Genomic DNA, 14295 nt, shown 5'->3' on the forward strand with positions numbered 1-14295 from the left:
TAATCGAGGTTGCGGTAGCTGTCGGCGCCTTTCGGATCGATCTTGACCCAGAAATCATAGGCGTCTTTGGTGAACGTGAAGTCTGACGGATAGGCGTCGACCGCATTGGCCCAGACTGTTTCCCAGACCGTGGAATCGAGTTTCGTGAAGAACCGCTCTCTCAGGATCTTTCCGGTCTCGGCGCGGTCCTCGCGCATCGCCTTCAAGGAGTCCTTCATCGCGGCGCGGAAGGCTTCGATCAGCTTGGGGTTCTTCTCGATCGTATCGGTCCGCGCGACGACGACACAAACGACCGAATCCTCGCCCCCCGGAAGATCACCACGTGCGCCAGAGAACCACAATTGACCTGCGTTGAGGGAAATTGCCTGTTCCACGACGCCGCTGGCGCTGACGATCGCATCGAAACGACCCTGTTCGATGCCGCTGATCAGAGCACTGGAATCGCCCATGCCGACCAGACGCACATCGTTGTCGGGATCGATGCCGCTGTCCTGAAGATAGTAGCGAAGCATCTGGTAGTAGGTCGATCCGACCGGATTAGTGCCGATCGTCATCCCTTTCATGGCCTTGATACGATCAGCGATCGGTGCCGTGACAGGGATGCCAGCCTTCTTCAACGCATCGTTGCCGATCACGGCAGAGATCTGGTTCTTGGCGATCGAGCCGATGATCTTGATATCGGCGCCTTCGCGAATTGCCTGAAGCGCGGTTGCCGTACCTGGGGCGCCGAATGTGGCGCTTCCGGCGACGACGGCATCGATCTGCAGCGAACTGGACCCGCCCGATTGAGAGATCTCCGTCGTCAAGCCATGCGCCTTGTCGTAGCCCCGCGCCTCCATCAGGTAGGTCGCCGACGACGTCAGGGTCGGCAGGGACGAAATGATTTTGACCGGTCCTGCGTCCTGCGCCATTGCCGTGCTCGTTGCGAGCAGCAAGCCGACCGTCATGCCGGCGGTAGCCTTTCCAAAATATCGAAACATGTTTCTCCTCCTCCTCCAAACTCGCAAACCGGCCGGCATGCTTGCCCGCAGATCCTCGAGTGCGGGCATGATCGATAAATGACAGGACGATGTCAATCATTTAAATGATTATAAGCTAAATCGCGCCCGCTCGCTCAGATCGGTTCCGGAAACGGCGCGGTCGACGCGCTGCCGGCACGCGAGATCATATGCCGTCCCACCATCCGATGGACACGCATCGGTTTTTGGCCGCAATGAAGCGCGGTCAGCCGCTCCAGGACGTGCTGGTCGGCGACAGTGCGTCGGTCGACATGGCGGATGTAATCCGTCCAGCTCGCGACGTGATAACTCTCAATCCAATGATCGGGTGCTTCGATATCCCTGAGAAGAGACCAGCGGCGAGCTCCGTCGCGCAACCTTATCCGGCGCCAGGTTTCCATTGCCTGGAGGAAGGCTGCGACATCGCCCTCGGCGATCTCATATTCCACCATGATGGCGACCGGACCGCTGCTGGAGTTGAGATCGAGGCGGACCGCAGGCGCTTTGAAATGGTTCAGGGGATCGAGGTCCGTCGCGGGATAGGCCAGAACCGGCCAGACATAACCCCACAACAGTCCGCAAAAGAGCACAATGGCAGCGGCAACGAATGCCGCCTGCAACCCGAAGGATTCAGAGACCATCCCCCAGGTCCAACTTCCCAACGCCATCCCACCGAAAATGAAGGTCATGAAGATGGCGATCATGCGCCCCAGCACCCATCGGGGAACGGACATCTGTACTGCGACGTTCAAAAGCGAGTTGATATTGATCCAGCTCGCGCCTCCGACGAAGAGTGCCAGGCAGGAAATCCAGACATGTCCGACATAGGCGAGGCAGATGGCGGCGAGCGCGAAGACTACGAATGACAGCTTGCAGATCTGCTCGATGCTGAGGTGCGAACGGATGCGGGCAGCAACCAGCGCCCCGCATACGGCGCCTGACCCGAATGCAGCCAGCAACAGGCCATAGACCATTGCATCGGCCACGAGCACGTCGCGGGCGACAAGCGGTAGTAAGGCTTGCATCGAAATGGCGGCAAAGCCGAAGATGAAGCCGCGGATGCAGATATTGATGATATTGGATGAGGCGGCAAAATAGCGAATTCCGGCCTCAAGCGCTCCGTAAAAGCTTTCCCGCGGCAGCCGGCGTTCGGGCCTGATGGGGCGCCAGGCGGCAAGTCCGACGATAATCGCCAGATAGCTTGCTGCATTGATCAGAAACGCCGCTCCGATCCCGAACGTCGCCACCACAAAGCCGCCGATTGCCGGTCCGAGGCTGCGCGTGATGTTCATGCCCATGGCGTTCATCGTGGCTGCCGATGGCAGATCTTCGCGCGGAACGAGATCGGTGAACGATGCCTGCCAGGAAGGATAGTGCAGGGCGGTGCCGACACTGATGAAAAAGGTGAGCGCAAGCAGCAGCCATGGCGTCATCCAGCCTGCAAGCACCAATGTGGCAAGCAAGCTCGAAACGGCGAGCATCATGATCTGCGCGGCGAGCATGACGGACCTGCGCTCATAATTGTCGGCCAGAACGCCCGCGATGAGCGAGATGACCATGAGGGGCAAGGTGACGGACGCCTGGACGAGCGCCACCATTCGCTCCGACGACGACAGAAGCGTCATCAGCCAGGCAGCCCCGACGAGCTGGATCATCCCGCCCGTATTCGACACGACCGAAGCCGACCAAAGGGTTCGGAAGGTGCGGTTGCGGAATGCCTGTAATGTTTTCGGTTGAGACCTTTCCAAACGCTTCCCCCCGCATGAGGAGGGTTCAGGCTCCCCGCACCCACGAGCGTCCACCCGAACCTCGCGCTCCCCGGCCGGACATCCCAGCTTGTTAAAATCATTTAGATGATATAATTGCATTTGACCAATCTTTTGTTGTTTCAGGGAGGAATGTGCGCAATGAAAATCGGATTTATCGGGCTTGGCATGATGGGGCGGGGAATTGCGGCAAATCTTCTGCGCGCAGGCCACGAGCTGTTCGTGCACGACCTGTCCGAAACCGCAGTGGCTTCATTCGTCGAGCGCGGCGCGATCGCAGTACCGTCATCAAGGGCCTTGGCCGAAGCGAGCGAGCTGATATTCACCTCGCTTCCGACACCGGCCGATGTCCTGGCGGTCAACGGCGGAGAGACGGGACTGTCGGCCGGTCTTCGCCCGGGAGCGATCTGGTTCGACCTCAGTACGAATTCGGTCGACGTCGTCAGGCGGCTGCACAAGGAGCTTGAGGCAAAAGGGGTGCAATTCCTCGATGCTCCGATCAGCGGCGGTCCCGGCGGGGCTGCCTCGGGGAAGTTGGCGATCTGGATCGGCGGCTCGAAATCGGCGTTCGACCGGTGCCAGCCGGTTCTCGACGAGGTTGCCGACCAGGTCCGCTATATCGGGGAAATCGGCGCGGGAACGATTACGAAACTTGCGCACAACATGGCGAGTACGGCGATCAAATCGGTCATGGCGGAGGTCCTGACAATGGGGGTCAAGGCCGGGATGGACCCGCTTTCCCTTTGGGAGGCCATGCGCAGCGGCGCTGCCGGTCGCATGCGGGGCTTTGACAACATCCAGCGCTTTCTGGCCGGAAATACCGAGCAGTCGAGCTTCGCGCTCCGCCTGATGCAGAAGGACATCAATCTCGCCCTGCAGCTCGGGCGGGAATTGGACGTTCCGATGCGGGTCTGCGCGGCCGTCGCACAGGATGTGCACGAAGCCATGAGCCGTGGCCTTGGAATGCACGATTCGCAATCCGTCCTTGTTCTGCAGCAGGAACGCGCCGGCATTGCGCCGATCGCAATTCCCGAATCCGAAATCAAGCGCGTTTTGGCAGAAGGTTGAGCGCAGGCTCGCACGATCGGTCCGCGCGGCCGGACAGGCCGGCGGACCGTCCGATTTCAAGGCGTCGCCTGTCTGGATGAGACGTGTCGGCTGCCAGGCGTTGAACAGGACGCGCGAACACGATAGCAGGAGGATATGAGATGAAGATAACCAAGGCCGGAACGAGCAAAACGACATTTGCGCCGCCCGAGCATTTTACCGGCCGCGTGCGGATGGAAGTGGTTTTTAACACCGAAGAGCCCGCCCGCTCCAAAGGCGCCTATGTGACCTTCGAACCCGGAGCGAGGACCCACTGGCACACCCATCCGCTGGGACAGACCTTGATCGTTGCACACGGATCTGGCCGTGTCCAGAGTTGGGGAGGTGACGTCATCATCGTCAATCTGGGCGACGTCATTTTCTTCGAGCCGGGAGAAAAGCATTGGCACGGCGGCGGCCTGGAGTCAGCGATGACACATCTGACGATCGGAGAGAGCCTGAACGGGATATCTGCAGATTGGCTCGAACCCGTCACCGACGAACAATTTCGCGGGCAGGCCTGAGGAGGTGGATCCTATGAAAATCGGCTTTATCGGCCTCGGGACAATGGGCCGCGGCATGGCCGGCAACCTTCGCAAGGCCGGATATGAGATGGTCCTGCACGACCTGCGTCGCGAAGCAGCCGAGCCCTTCCTTGGCGAACGGGTTTTTTGGGCTGAGACGGCACGGCAGGTCGCGGCCGAGTGCGATGTCGTTTTCACTTCTCTTCCAAAGCCCGAAGATGTCGAAGCGATCTGCTTTGGCTCCAATGGTCTCAATGCAGGCTTCAAGGCCGGTGCGGCGTGGTTTGATCTTTCGACGAATTCGGTCGACCTGGTGAAAAGCCTGAACGGGCGGCTCTGCGAACGCGGTGTCGACTTTCTGGACGCTCCCGTCAGCGGCGGTCCTGCCGGCGCCGCCAGCGGCAAGCTCGCCATATGGGTCGGCGGCAGCCGCGTAACGTTCGATCGTTGCCTAGGCCCGCTGACGTCGATGGCCGACCAGACCCGGTATATCGGCGACATCGGCGCCGGCACCGTCGCCAAGCTCGTGCACAATGTCGCCAGCGCAACCATTACCCAAGTGCTGGCAGAGACAATGACCGTAGGGGTCAAAGCCGGCCTCGACCCGCTCGAACTTTATGAGGCGATCCGTGGCGGAGCACTCGGACGAATGCGATCCTTCGACTTGATCGCACGGCGCTGGCTTGCCGACCGCCTGGATCCACCCAGTTTCGAATTGCAGCTCCAGCATAAGGATGTAAAACTGGGCGTCGAGCTCGCGCGCTCCCTCGCAGTACCAACCAGGCTTTGCAATCTCGCCCTTGAGGAACTGACAGAGGCGATGAATCGCGGCTGGTCGAAGCGTGATTCCCAAAGCGTCCTGCACTTGCAGCAGGAACGCGCCGGCCTCGAGAGATTTGCAATCCCGCTGGAGAAGATCGAAGACGTGCTGAACCGGACATGATACCGCCGCACAATCCAAGCCTTGGCCCCTTGCTGATCGAAAGCCAGGGCAGTTTCGCCGTCGGGGGAAGCGTGCGGCGCGACCCTGGAACGTTCGATCCGACGGAGCCCGATCTGGGTCTGGGTCAGACCTATAGTGGCGATCATGCCTACGCGTTCTATCAAAAGCCGGTCAATGCGCGCCGCATGCCTCTGGTGATGTGGCACGGCGGCGTCCAATTTTCCAAATCCTGGGAGACGACACCCGATGGCCGCGAGGGGTTTCAGACCTTGTTTCTGCGCCGCGGGTTCACAACGGTCGTCCTGGATCAGCCGCGCCGCGGCAATGCCGGCCGCAGCATGGTCGAAGGGGCAGATCGCCCCATCGCCGATGAACAGAAATGGTTCAACCAGTTTCGTCTCGGACTTTGGCCGGACTATTACGATGGTGTTCAGTTCGATCGTTCGGCAGAAACCCTCGATCAGTATTTCCGGTCGATGACACCCAACACGGGTCCCTTCGACCTCGAGGTGGTCTCCTCGGCGGTCAGCGCCCTTTTCGATCGTGTCGGCCCGGCGATATTGATGACCCACTCGCAGAGCGGCGGCCCCGGCTGGCTGACCGCTATGCGCAACGACAAGGTCCGCTCCATTGTCTCCTTCGAGCCAGGAAGCAATTTCGTCTTTCCCGAAGGGCAAGCACCGTCGCCGATGCCGAGTGCAGCGGGGCCGCTTGCTGCTTTGACCGTGCCGACCCAATCCTTCCTCGCCCTGACGCAGATACCTATCATCATCTATTACGGCGACAACATTCCGGAAGAGCCGACGCCGATACAGGGTCGCGACAGCTGGCGCGTGCGCCTAGCGATGGCTCACAGATTTGTAGAAACGGTCAACCGCCATGGAGGCGACGCTCAGGTCGTCGAACTTCCGAAAATCGGCATCGCTGGAAACACGCATTTCCCCTTTTCCGATCTCAATAATCTCGAGATCGCCGACCTTGTGTCGCATTTCCTGACAAGCAAGGGCCTGGACTGAGGGGCAACGTCGGAGAGGCATCGTGCCGCCGCCTCACAAAAACCGTGCCCTGATGGGCCGAAGCTCAGGCCTATGATCGGCCGATATATCGTGTCGCCCATACCTTTGGCTGGCATCCGATCGCACCCGTCGCACTGCCTTTCTTTTTGATATAAATCATCTATATGATTTGACAGGTTTGACGTGCTGCCATATTTTCCAGGCGCGCGGTGTCTTCAAGGATCTGTCCCGCTTGCAAGCACGACAGAAGGCCAGCACCAGTGTCAACGCGACGGCGTGAAGCAGCTCATCTTCTGACGAAAGGACCAAACATGGACAGGATCGAAACAGGACGACAGATCATCAGGGAACTCATGGGAGACGAGTTCCTGGAAAAACGCGATAAGAATCGGAATTCCTTCAACGCGCTCATCCAAGACTACTCGGATGATGTTTGTTTCGGCACCGTCTGGTCAAGACCGGGCATTGACCGCAAGACACGCAGCATCCTCAACATTGCGATGCTGGTGGCGCTCAATCGCGTCAATCAGTTGCGCACCCATGTCGAAGGTGCGCTCAACAACGGATGCACGGTCGATGAACTTCAGGAAATCCTGCTTCATTGCGCCGTCTATGCGGGGCTGCCTTCGGCAGTCGAAGGTTTCAAGGTCGCAGACGAAGTTCTGAAAGCCAGGGGCCTCGTTTAAACCAATATCGGGCATCCGACATTGAAAAGGCGCCGCAGATGATGCGGCGCCTTTGTTTGCATCAGGTCCGTGACGGGCGGTTACTTGGCCTGCGCTTCGGGAAGGGTGATCGTTGCATAATCGACCTTGCTGAAGCTCTCCGGCCCCTTCGGGTCGATGCCGGTCCAGAAATCGAAAGCTGATTTGCTGAACGTCAGTTCCTCGGGAAAAGCGTCGGCGGAGTTGTCCCACAATTCGCTCCAGACCTTCTGATCCATCTTGGCGAAATATTTCTCCTTCAAGAGGCGCCCGGTTTCGGCGTGGTCCTCATGAACTGCCTTCAATCCGTCACTCATCGCCGCACGATAGGCTTTGACCCAGTCTGGATGGTTCTGAACGGTATCGGATCGGGCCACGATCACCGCGACCACGGAGGATTCTCCTCCAGGGATATCGCCCCTGGCGCCGGAAAACAGAATTTGTCCGGCCCCAAGAGCGACAGCCTCTTCGACAACGCCGCTTGCACTGACGATGGCGTCGAAACGGCCCTGCTCGATGCCGCTGATCAGGGCGCTTGAATCGCCCATGCCGACAAGGCGTACATCATTGTCGGGATCGATGCCGTTTTCCTTGAGATAATAGCGCAGGATCTGCGTATAGGTCGAACCCACAGGGTTGGTCCCGATCGTCATGCCCTTGAGGGCTTTGAAACGGTCTGCGATCGGTGCGGTCGGTGAAATGCCCGCCTTCTTCAGCGCATCATTGCTAATGACGCCGACAATCTGGTTTTTCGCAATCGCACCCAGGATCTTCAGGTCGGCGCCTTCGCGAATGGCCTGGAGCGCGGTTGCGGTGCCCGGATGGCCGAACACGGCGCTACCACCCAGCACGGCGTCGATCTGGAGCGAGCTCGATCCGCCCGATTGGGCGATGTCGAGTGCCAGTCCGTGTGCCTTATCGTATCCGCGCAACGGAACCGTAAACGTGACCGCCGACAGACCCGACGGCAGGGATGAAATTGTCTTGAGCTGCGTCGGCTCCGCAGATTGAGCAACCGCGACCGACGCGGTCATCAGCATGGCGGCAACCGCCAAACCAGCAATCCTTGCTGAAAGCATGTGTTCTCCTCCAAAAGCCCTAGGCGTGGCGACAGCGGCTCTCACCTCAGGGACGAAACGATGATCGCACGCGACGAATAAATGTCAATCATCTATATCATTTATCGAAAGCTTCGAAGCCCGTCGGACTACGACGGTTGGCGCGGTCGATCCGGCTGACCACGGCGCCTTGCATCGTAACAAAGCAGGGCGCAGAGCATAACAGGTCCATCGACGACGCGCCGTCGCTTGTTACGGCGCGCTCATGTCCGGCCCCGCACGCGAACCTGAGCACCGGGCCGAATTGGCAAGGCTTACTCGGCCTGCGCTTCGGGTATGGTGATCTTGCGATAGTCGATGGCCTTGAAGCTGTCCGGCCCTTTCGGGTCGATGCCGACCCAAAAATCGAACGCCGACTTTCCGAAGGTCAATTCTTCCGGAAAGGCTTCAACGGCATTGTTCCAGACGGCTTCCCAGACCTTTTCGTCCATCTTGGAAAAATACTTGTCTCTGAGCAGGCGACCGGTTTCGGCATGATCTTCGTTGACGGCCTTCAGCGAGTCGCTCATCGCAGCACGATAAGCCTTGACGAGTTCCGGATATTTCTCGACCGTGTCAGAGCGCGCGACGATCACCACGATAACCGAGGACTCGCCACCAGGAATGTCGCCGCGGGCTCCCGAGAAAAGGATCTGGCCGGCCTTGAGCGACAGGGCCTGCTCCACCACGCCGCTTGCGCTGATGATCGCATCGAAGCGGCCCTGTTCCATGCCAGTGATCAAGGCCGTGGAATCGGTCAAACCGACCAAGCGGACGTCCTTGTCAGGGTCCAAGCCATATTGCTTGAGATAATGAACCAACATCTGCGTGTAGGTCGATCCGACCGGGTTTGTACCGATCGTCATGCCCTTGAGCGCCTTTATTTTCTCGGCGATCGGCGCCGTCAGCGAAATCCCCGACTTCTTCAATGCCTCATTGCTGATGACCGCGACCATCTGGTTTTTTGCGATGGCCCCGAGAATCTTGATGTCGGCGCCTTCGCGGATCGCCTGCAACGCGGTAGCGGTACCTGGATGGCCGAACATCACGCTTCCGGCCAAGACGGCGTCGATCTGGAGGGTGCTCGATCCACCCGACTGGGCGATATCGACGGCAAGGCCATGGGCCTTGTCAAAGCCGCGCAGCGGTACCGTAAAGGTGACGGCAGCGCCGGCACTCGGTAGCGACGAGATGACTTTGAGTGGTTTGGGCTCGGCAGTTTGCGCAAGCACCATCCCCGACGTCACCAGCATCGCAGCGAGCGACCAACCTGCAATCTTCATCATGTTCATGGGTTCCTCCTCCAAAACCTGCAGCAAGCTACTCCCACGGCTTGCACGGGCGGGCGCATGATTGCATGCGTCAGATGAATGTCAATCATTTATATGATTTAGAAAGACACTCGAATTATCGGCTCGTTCAATGGCCATGTGAGAAGCGGGGATTTGGCGCCTTAGGCGTCGGAAAATCCGAACGGCGTATCGGTTCGGCGGAAATTGTCGGCCAGGATCTGTCGGCCGATCGGCGGATCGGAGCGTGCCGGACATTCCCCTCGGTGGCACAACCGACAGCTGATACCGATCGGGGTCGGCGCCTCGGTCGAAGGATGACTGCGCGCGTAGACAAGCCGCTCCGCATGATGGGCCTCGCAGACAAGGGCGACTGCCCGTTCGATCTGCGGCCGGCCGTAGCCCCCGCCGCCCGAACTAACGGTTCTTGCGATGGAAAAAAACCTCTGGCCATCAGGCAGCTCGAGCCATTGTGTCACCACCCGGCGAGGCGTCTGGAAGACCTGATGTACTGACCACAGAGGGCAGCCGCCGCCATGGCGAGCGAAGGGAAATGTTCCGCTGTTGAGGCGCTTGGAAACGTTGCCTGCGGGATCGACACGGATGAAGAAGAAAGGAATACGCTCCTGGCCGGGCTTCTGCAGCGTCGTCATTCGGTGGGCCGTCTGCTCAAAACTCGTCCCGAATTGCCGCGCAAGCGCTTCTATATCGTAGGCGCGAGCGTCAACGGCACGCGCAAAGACCGCGTAGGGCATGAGCAAGGCGGCTGCGCAATAGGCGGAGAGCGCCCTATGGCCAAGCCGCAAAGCATTCTCGCCCTCCAGCGTTGCCTCGGCAAGCGTGTTTCGGATTTCCTGGTCGAACTCAAGATAGGCGATCTGCTGCGCAAGCTGAAAATTCTGACTGGCCGTGTCGAGCGTTTCGCTGAGGAGCACTTCTTTACGATGCCAATCCAGACGTCGAAGCGATCCGGTCATGACGTCGGGCGGCATGCGGCGGACGCGTAGACTGTGTTGCGCCTTGAGAAAACCAGAGAGGCCACCTGCCTCCGCGATCTTGATCGCGAGCTTTTCGGCGGCAGAATCGAGTGTCGGAAAACAGTTTCTGCGCGCTGATAGAAAATTGCGAACCGCTGCGGCTGGATCAACGACGCTTTCGCTATCGTCGGTTGGCGTACGCTGATTGAAATCGGCAAGCGCGAACTGTCCCTCTTTATAGGCAAGATGCAGCCTGAGCAGCGCTTCGGCAAAGCCCGGAAAACTGCTTGCCACATCGCTGATTTCCAGCGCATCAAAGTCAATGTCACCAAGAATCGGATCTTTCACGATCGATTGAAGGCGCGCGATCGTGTCGCGCCCGGACTCATCCGAAAAGGCCGACAGGTCAATCTTGTAGGTTTTGGCCAGACGCAACAGCAGTTCGGCCGTGACTGGCCGCTGATTGCGCTCCATCAATGCGATGTAAGATGGCGAGATTTCGAGGTCGGCTGCCATGTTGGCCTGGGTCAGACCAAGATCACGCCGAAGGCGCCGCAAGCGCGGCCCTATATAGACACCATGCTTTTCCATACAGACATTACAACATTACAAGAAGATCTTGTAAAGTTTGACAACGTGACACCGAGGCGTCTCGCCTTTCAAAATCGGCGTGCTACTCCTTTCGCAGTTGCGAAGAAATGTTTGGAGGAAAACATGTCATATCAGAACCTCGTGGAAACCGCCGGCAAGATCATTAGGACGGACTGGACCGGTGTCACCGCTGAAGCGATCGCGCGGATGCGACTGCAGAACCGCTTCCAGACCGGCTTGGATATCGCTCGCTATACAGCGGCGATCATGCGCAAGGACATGGAAGCCTATGATAGCGATCCGTCGAAATACACCCAGTCGCTCGGCTGCTGGCACGGCTTTATCGGCCAACAGAAGCTCATTTCGATCAAGAAGCATTTTGGCACGACAGATCGTCGCTACCTCTATCTCTCCGGTTGGATGGTTGCTGCCTTGCGCTCGCAGTTCGGCCCCTTGCCGGATCAGTCCATGCACGAAAAGACCAGCGTTCCGGCTCTAATTGAAGAATTGTACACCTTCCTGCGCCAGGCCGACGCTCGCGAGCTCGGCATGATGTTTCGTGACATCGACGCGGCACGAGAAGCCGGCGATCTGGTCCGCGAAAAGCAGCTGCTGCAAGCCGTGGACAGCTATCAGACCCATGTCGTCCCGGTCATTGCCGATATCGATGCCGGTTTCGGCAATGCGGAGGCGACCTACTTGCTCGCCAAGAAGATGATCGAGGCGGGGGCCTGCGCGCTCCAGATCGAGAACCAGGTGTCCGATGAAAAACAATGCGGCCACCAGGATGGAAAGGTGACGGTTCCGCACGAGGACTTTGTCGCCAAGATCCGAGCCTGCCGTTATGCCTTCCTCGAGCTCGGAATCGACGACGGCATCATCGTCGCACGCACCGATTCTCTCGGTGCCGGCCTGACCAAGCAGATCGCATTCAGCCGCGAGCCCGGCGATATCGGCGATCTCTACAATTCCTTCCTCGATTGCGAGGACGTCGACGACCTGGCGAGCCTCAACGGCGACGTCATTATCAACCGCAACGGCAAGCTGGTGCGGCCCAAGCGCCTTGCTTCGAACCTCTATCAGTTCCGTGAGGGAACGGGGGCGGATCGCTGCGTTCTCGATTGCATCAATGCATTGAAGAACGGTGCCGACCTTCTGTGGATCGAGACCGAAAAGCCGCATATCGAGCAGATCGCATCGATGGTCGACCGCGTTCGCGAGATCGTCCCGAATGCCAAACTGGTCTACAACAACTCGCCGTCCTTCAACTGGACGCTGAACTTCCGCCAGCAAGTCTTCGATGCCTGGCTGAAGGCCGGCAAGGACGTATCAGCCTATGATCGCGCCAAGCTGATGAGCGTCGACTACGACGAGACGCCTCTTGGCATCGAAGCCGACGAAAAGATCCGCACCTTTCAACGCGACGCCGCGAGGCGAGCTGGCATATTCCATCACCTGATAACCTTGCCGACCTACCATACCGCGGCTCTTTCCACCGACAATCTCGCCAAGGAATATTTCGGCGAAGCCGGAATGCTCGGCTATGTTTCCAATGTCCAGCGCCGCGAGATCCGCCAAGGTATTGCCTGCGTCAAACACCAGAACATGGCCGGTTCGGACCTTGGTGACGATCACAAAGAATATTTCGCAGGTGAGGCTGCCCTCAAAGCGGGCGGCACGCACAATACCATGAACCAGTTCGCCGCCTGAGGGCGACCACGGAGGTCCGGCGCGCAGGGGGAGTTGCGCGCCGGACCGACACACGGATCACGGGATCACAGGATCAAAAAGGGAGTGAGTACAATGTCGGAGCAGCCCACCAAGGTTCAACCATCAGAACCCCAGCGGTCGCGGGCCGTCTTCTCGCAAGAGGATTTCGCACTGCTGCAGACGGCCGTCGCCCATTATCTCCAATCGATCAAGGACAAGCCCGAGGCGGTCAAATATTCCAACCTTTATCACAGGCTTGGTCGCATACGATAATCCGCCAAGGCCCTTGCAATCGAAAACGGGAGCCTCGGATGAGCGGAACTTTGAATCGACTTTGCGCCGTAGCGGTCGACCATGACCAAGTCCGGCCCAGCCATGAGGTCGAGATTGAGCAGGAAACGGCGATTGCGGACCTCCTCGAGGAAAGCTGTTTCGAACTCGTTGGACGTCAACAGGCCGGGCCCTATCGTCTGGTGATCTCCACCCACGGATCGAGGTTTACGTTTCACGTCGCTGGTGCAGATGGTGTCCATATCGTCTCGCATTTCATGTCTGCCGGGCCGCTTCACAGGCTCATTCGGGCTTATGTCGCCATTTGTGAGGCTCACTACGAAGCGGCGGCAAAAGGCGATGCCCAGCGTCTGGAAGCGATCGACATGGGCCGCCGCGCCACGCACAACGAAGCCTCCGAACTTCTGCGAGACCGTCTGTCGACGAAGGTGCGAACGGATCTGGAGACGGCTCGCCGATTGTTCACCATCATCGCCGCGTGCCGAATGGGCAATCCTTACGGGCCAGCCCTTGGCCTCATGTACTACGATGGGCAGCAGGCCCGCACCGGTCCAAGATCGGCAGGTTAGACCGTTTGAGACCCTTTTTTCGGGAGAAGATACAGATCCGGTTTTTCGGGACAGCGGCAAGCTTGCACAAACCTATCACCCAACGGAAGGACCCCATGAAAATTCTCGTCCCAGTCAAGCGCGTTGTCGATTACAACGTGAAGATCCGTGTCAAGCCGGATGGATCGGGCGTCGACCTTGCCAACGTCAAGATGTCGATGAACCCGTTCGACGAGATTTCGGTTGAGGAGGCCCTTCGCCTGAAGGAAGCCGGCAAGGCCGAGGAAGTGGTCGTCGTCTCGATCGGCCCGGCCAAGGCCGAGGAAACTTTGCGCACCGCGCTCGCCATGGGCGCCGACCGCGCCATCCTCGTCGAGACCGATGACGCTGTCGAGCCGCTTGCAGTCGCAAAGATCCTCAAGGGTGTTGCCGACGCTGAAAAGCCAGGCCTCATCATTGTCGGCAAGCAGGCAATCGACGATGATTCCAACCAGACCGGCCAGATGCTTGCAGCCCTTCTCGGCTCCGCCCAGGCGACCTTCGCCTCCAAGGTCGAGATCGCCGGCGCTGGAGAATCTGCAACGGCGACGGTCACCCGTGAGATCGATGGCGGCCTGCAGACCATCAAGGTCAAGCTTCCGGCCGTCGTGACGACCGACCTGCGCTTGAACGAGCCGCGCTATGCTACGCTACCGAACATCATGAAGGCGAAAAAGAAGCCGCTCGACAAGACGAGCCCGGCTGATTTCGGCGTT

14 protein-coding genes are annotated in these 14295 nt (G+C 59.0%); 9 read left to right on the forward strand and 5 right to left on the reverse strand.

Features of this window, described 5'->3' with window-relative positions; genetic code table 11:
* Window positions 1-980 (reverse strand): ABC transporter substrate-binding protein (locus PMI11_RS30415; protein ID WP_007825100.1); only part of this gene is annotated, 980 nt, incomplete at its 3' end.
* Between the two features lie 134 nt (window positions 981-1114).
* Window positions 1115-2671 carry an MFS transporter gene (locus PMI11_RS30420; RefSeq protein WP_244430722.1) on the reverse strand — a complete coding sequence of 519 codons (1557 nt, stop codon included), beginning with the start codon at window positions 2669-2671 and terminating at the stop codon, window positions 1115-1117.
* 234 nt (window positions 2672-2905) lie between these two features.
* Between PMI11_RS30420 and PMI11_RS30425 the strand changes: the two genes are divergently transcribed.
* From PMI11_RS30425 to PMI11_RS30445, 5 genes are all read left to right on the forward strand, one after another.
* Window positions 2906-3832: an NAD(P)-dependent oxidoreductase gene (locus PMI11_RS30425; protein WP_007825107.1), complete on the forward strand. Its 927-nt coding sequence runs from the start codon at window positions 2906-2908 to the stop codon at window positions 3830-3832.
* 140 nt (window positions 3833-3972) lie between these two features.
* Window positions 3973-4374 (forward strand): (R)-mandelonitrile lyase, encoded by a 402-nt coding sequence (locus PMI11_RS30430; protein WP_007825109.1) that lies wholly within the window; start codon window positions 3973-3975, stop codon window positions 4372-4374.
* Window positions 4375-4387: 13 nt separating this feature from the next.
* Complete coding sequence (locus tag PMI11_RS30435; protein WP_007825113.1) at window positions 4388-5317, forward strand: NAD(P)-dependent oxidoreductase; 930 nt, start codon at window positions 4388-4390, stop codon at window positions 5315-5317.
* Window positions 5314-6333, forward strand: a complete 1020-nt coding sequence (locus PMI11_RS30440; protein ID WP_007825114.1) for an alpha/beta hydrolase — start codon at window positions 5314-5316, stop codon at window positions 6331-6333. The genes PMI11_RS30435 and PMI11_RS30440 overlap by 4 nt, the downstream gene beginning before the upstream one ends.
* 311 nt (window positions 6334-6644) lie before the next feature.
* The gene (locus tag PMI11_RS30445) at window positions 6645-7019 is read left to right on the forward strand and encodes a carboxymuconolactone decarboxylase family protein (protein ID WP_007825116.1); all 375 of its coding nucleotides are present in this window, start codon (window positions 6645-6647) and stop codon (window positions 7017-7019) included.
* An 80-nt stretch (window positions 7020-7099) separates the two neighbouring features.
* On the opposite strand, the gene PMI11_RS30450 is transcribed toward PMI11_RS30445, so the two are convergent.
* The 3 genes from PMI11_RS30450 to PMI11_RS30460 form a co-directional block, all read right to left on the reverse strand.
* Complete coding sequence (locus PMI11_RS30450; RefSeq protein WP_007825117.1) at window positions 7100-8116, reverse strand: ABC transporter substrate-binding protein; 1017 nt, start codon at window positions 8114-8116, stop codon at window positions 7100-7102.
* 293 nt (window positions 8117-8409) lie between these two features.
* On the reverse strand, window positions 8410-9426 hold the full coding sequence (locus PMI11_RS30455) for an ABC transporter substrate-binding protein (protein ID WP_007825122.1): 1017 nt from the start codon (window positions 9424-9426) through the stop codon (window positions 8410-8412).
* 161 nt (window positions 9427-9587) lie between these two features.
* Window positions 9588-10991: a helix-turn-helix domain-containing protein gene (locus PMI11_RS30460; protein ID WP_037072515.1), complete on the reverse strand. Its 1404-nt coding sequence runs from the start codon at window positions 10989-10991 to the stop codon at window positions 9588-9590.
* A gap of 123 nt (window positions 10992-11114) precedes the next feature.
* Here PMI11_RS30460 and PMI11_RS30465 point away from each other — a divergent pair, with 123 nt between their 5' ends.
* The 4 genes from PMI11_RS30465 to PMI11_RS30480 form a co-directional block, all read left to right on the forward strand.
* Entirely contained in the window at window positions 11115-12701 is a 1587-nt protein-coding gene (locus tag PMI11_RS30465) for an isocitrate lyase (RefSeq protein ID WP_007825128.1), read from the forward strand.
* A gap of 93 nt (window positions 12702-12794) precedes the next feature.
* Window positions 12795-12974, forward strand: a complete 180-nt coding sequence (locus PMI11_RS30470; protein ID WP_007825130.1) for a hypothetical protein — start codon at window positions 12795-12797, stop codon at window positions 12972-12974.
* 38 nt (window positions 12975-13012) lie between these two features.
* Complete coding sequence (locus tag PMI11_RS30475; protein ID WP_007825143.1) at window positions 13013-13561, forward strand: UPF0262 family protein; 549 nt, start codon at window positions 13013-13015, stop codon at window positions 13559-13561.
* A gap of 95 nt (window positions 13562-13656) precedes the next feature.
* A partial coding sequence (locus PMI11_RS30480; protein ID WP_007825144.1) for an electron transfer flavoprotein subunit beta/FixA family protein occupies window positions 13657-14295 on the forward strand: 639 nt, incomplete at its 3' end.

This window comes from Rhizobium sp. CF142 (assembly GCF_000281145.1).
Taxonomy (GTDB): domain Bacteria; phylum Pseudomonadota; class Alphaproteobacteria; order Rhizobiales; family Rhizobiaceae; genus Rhizobium.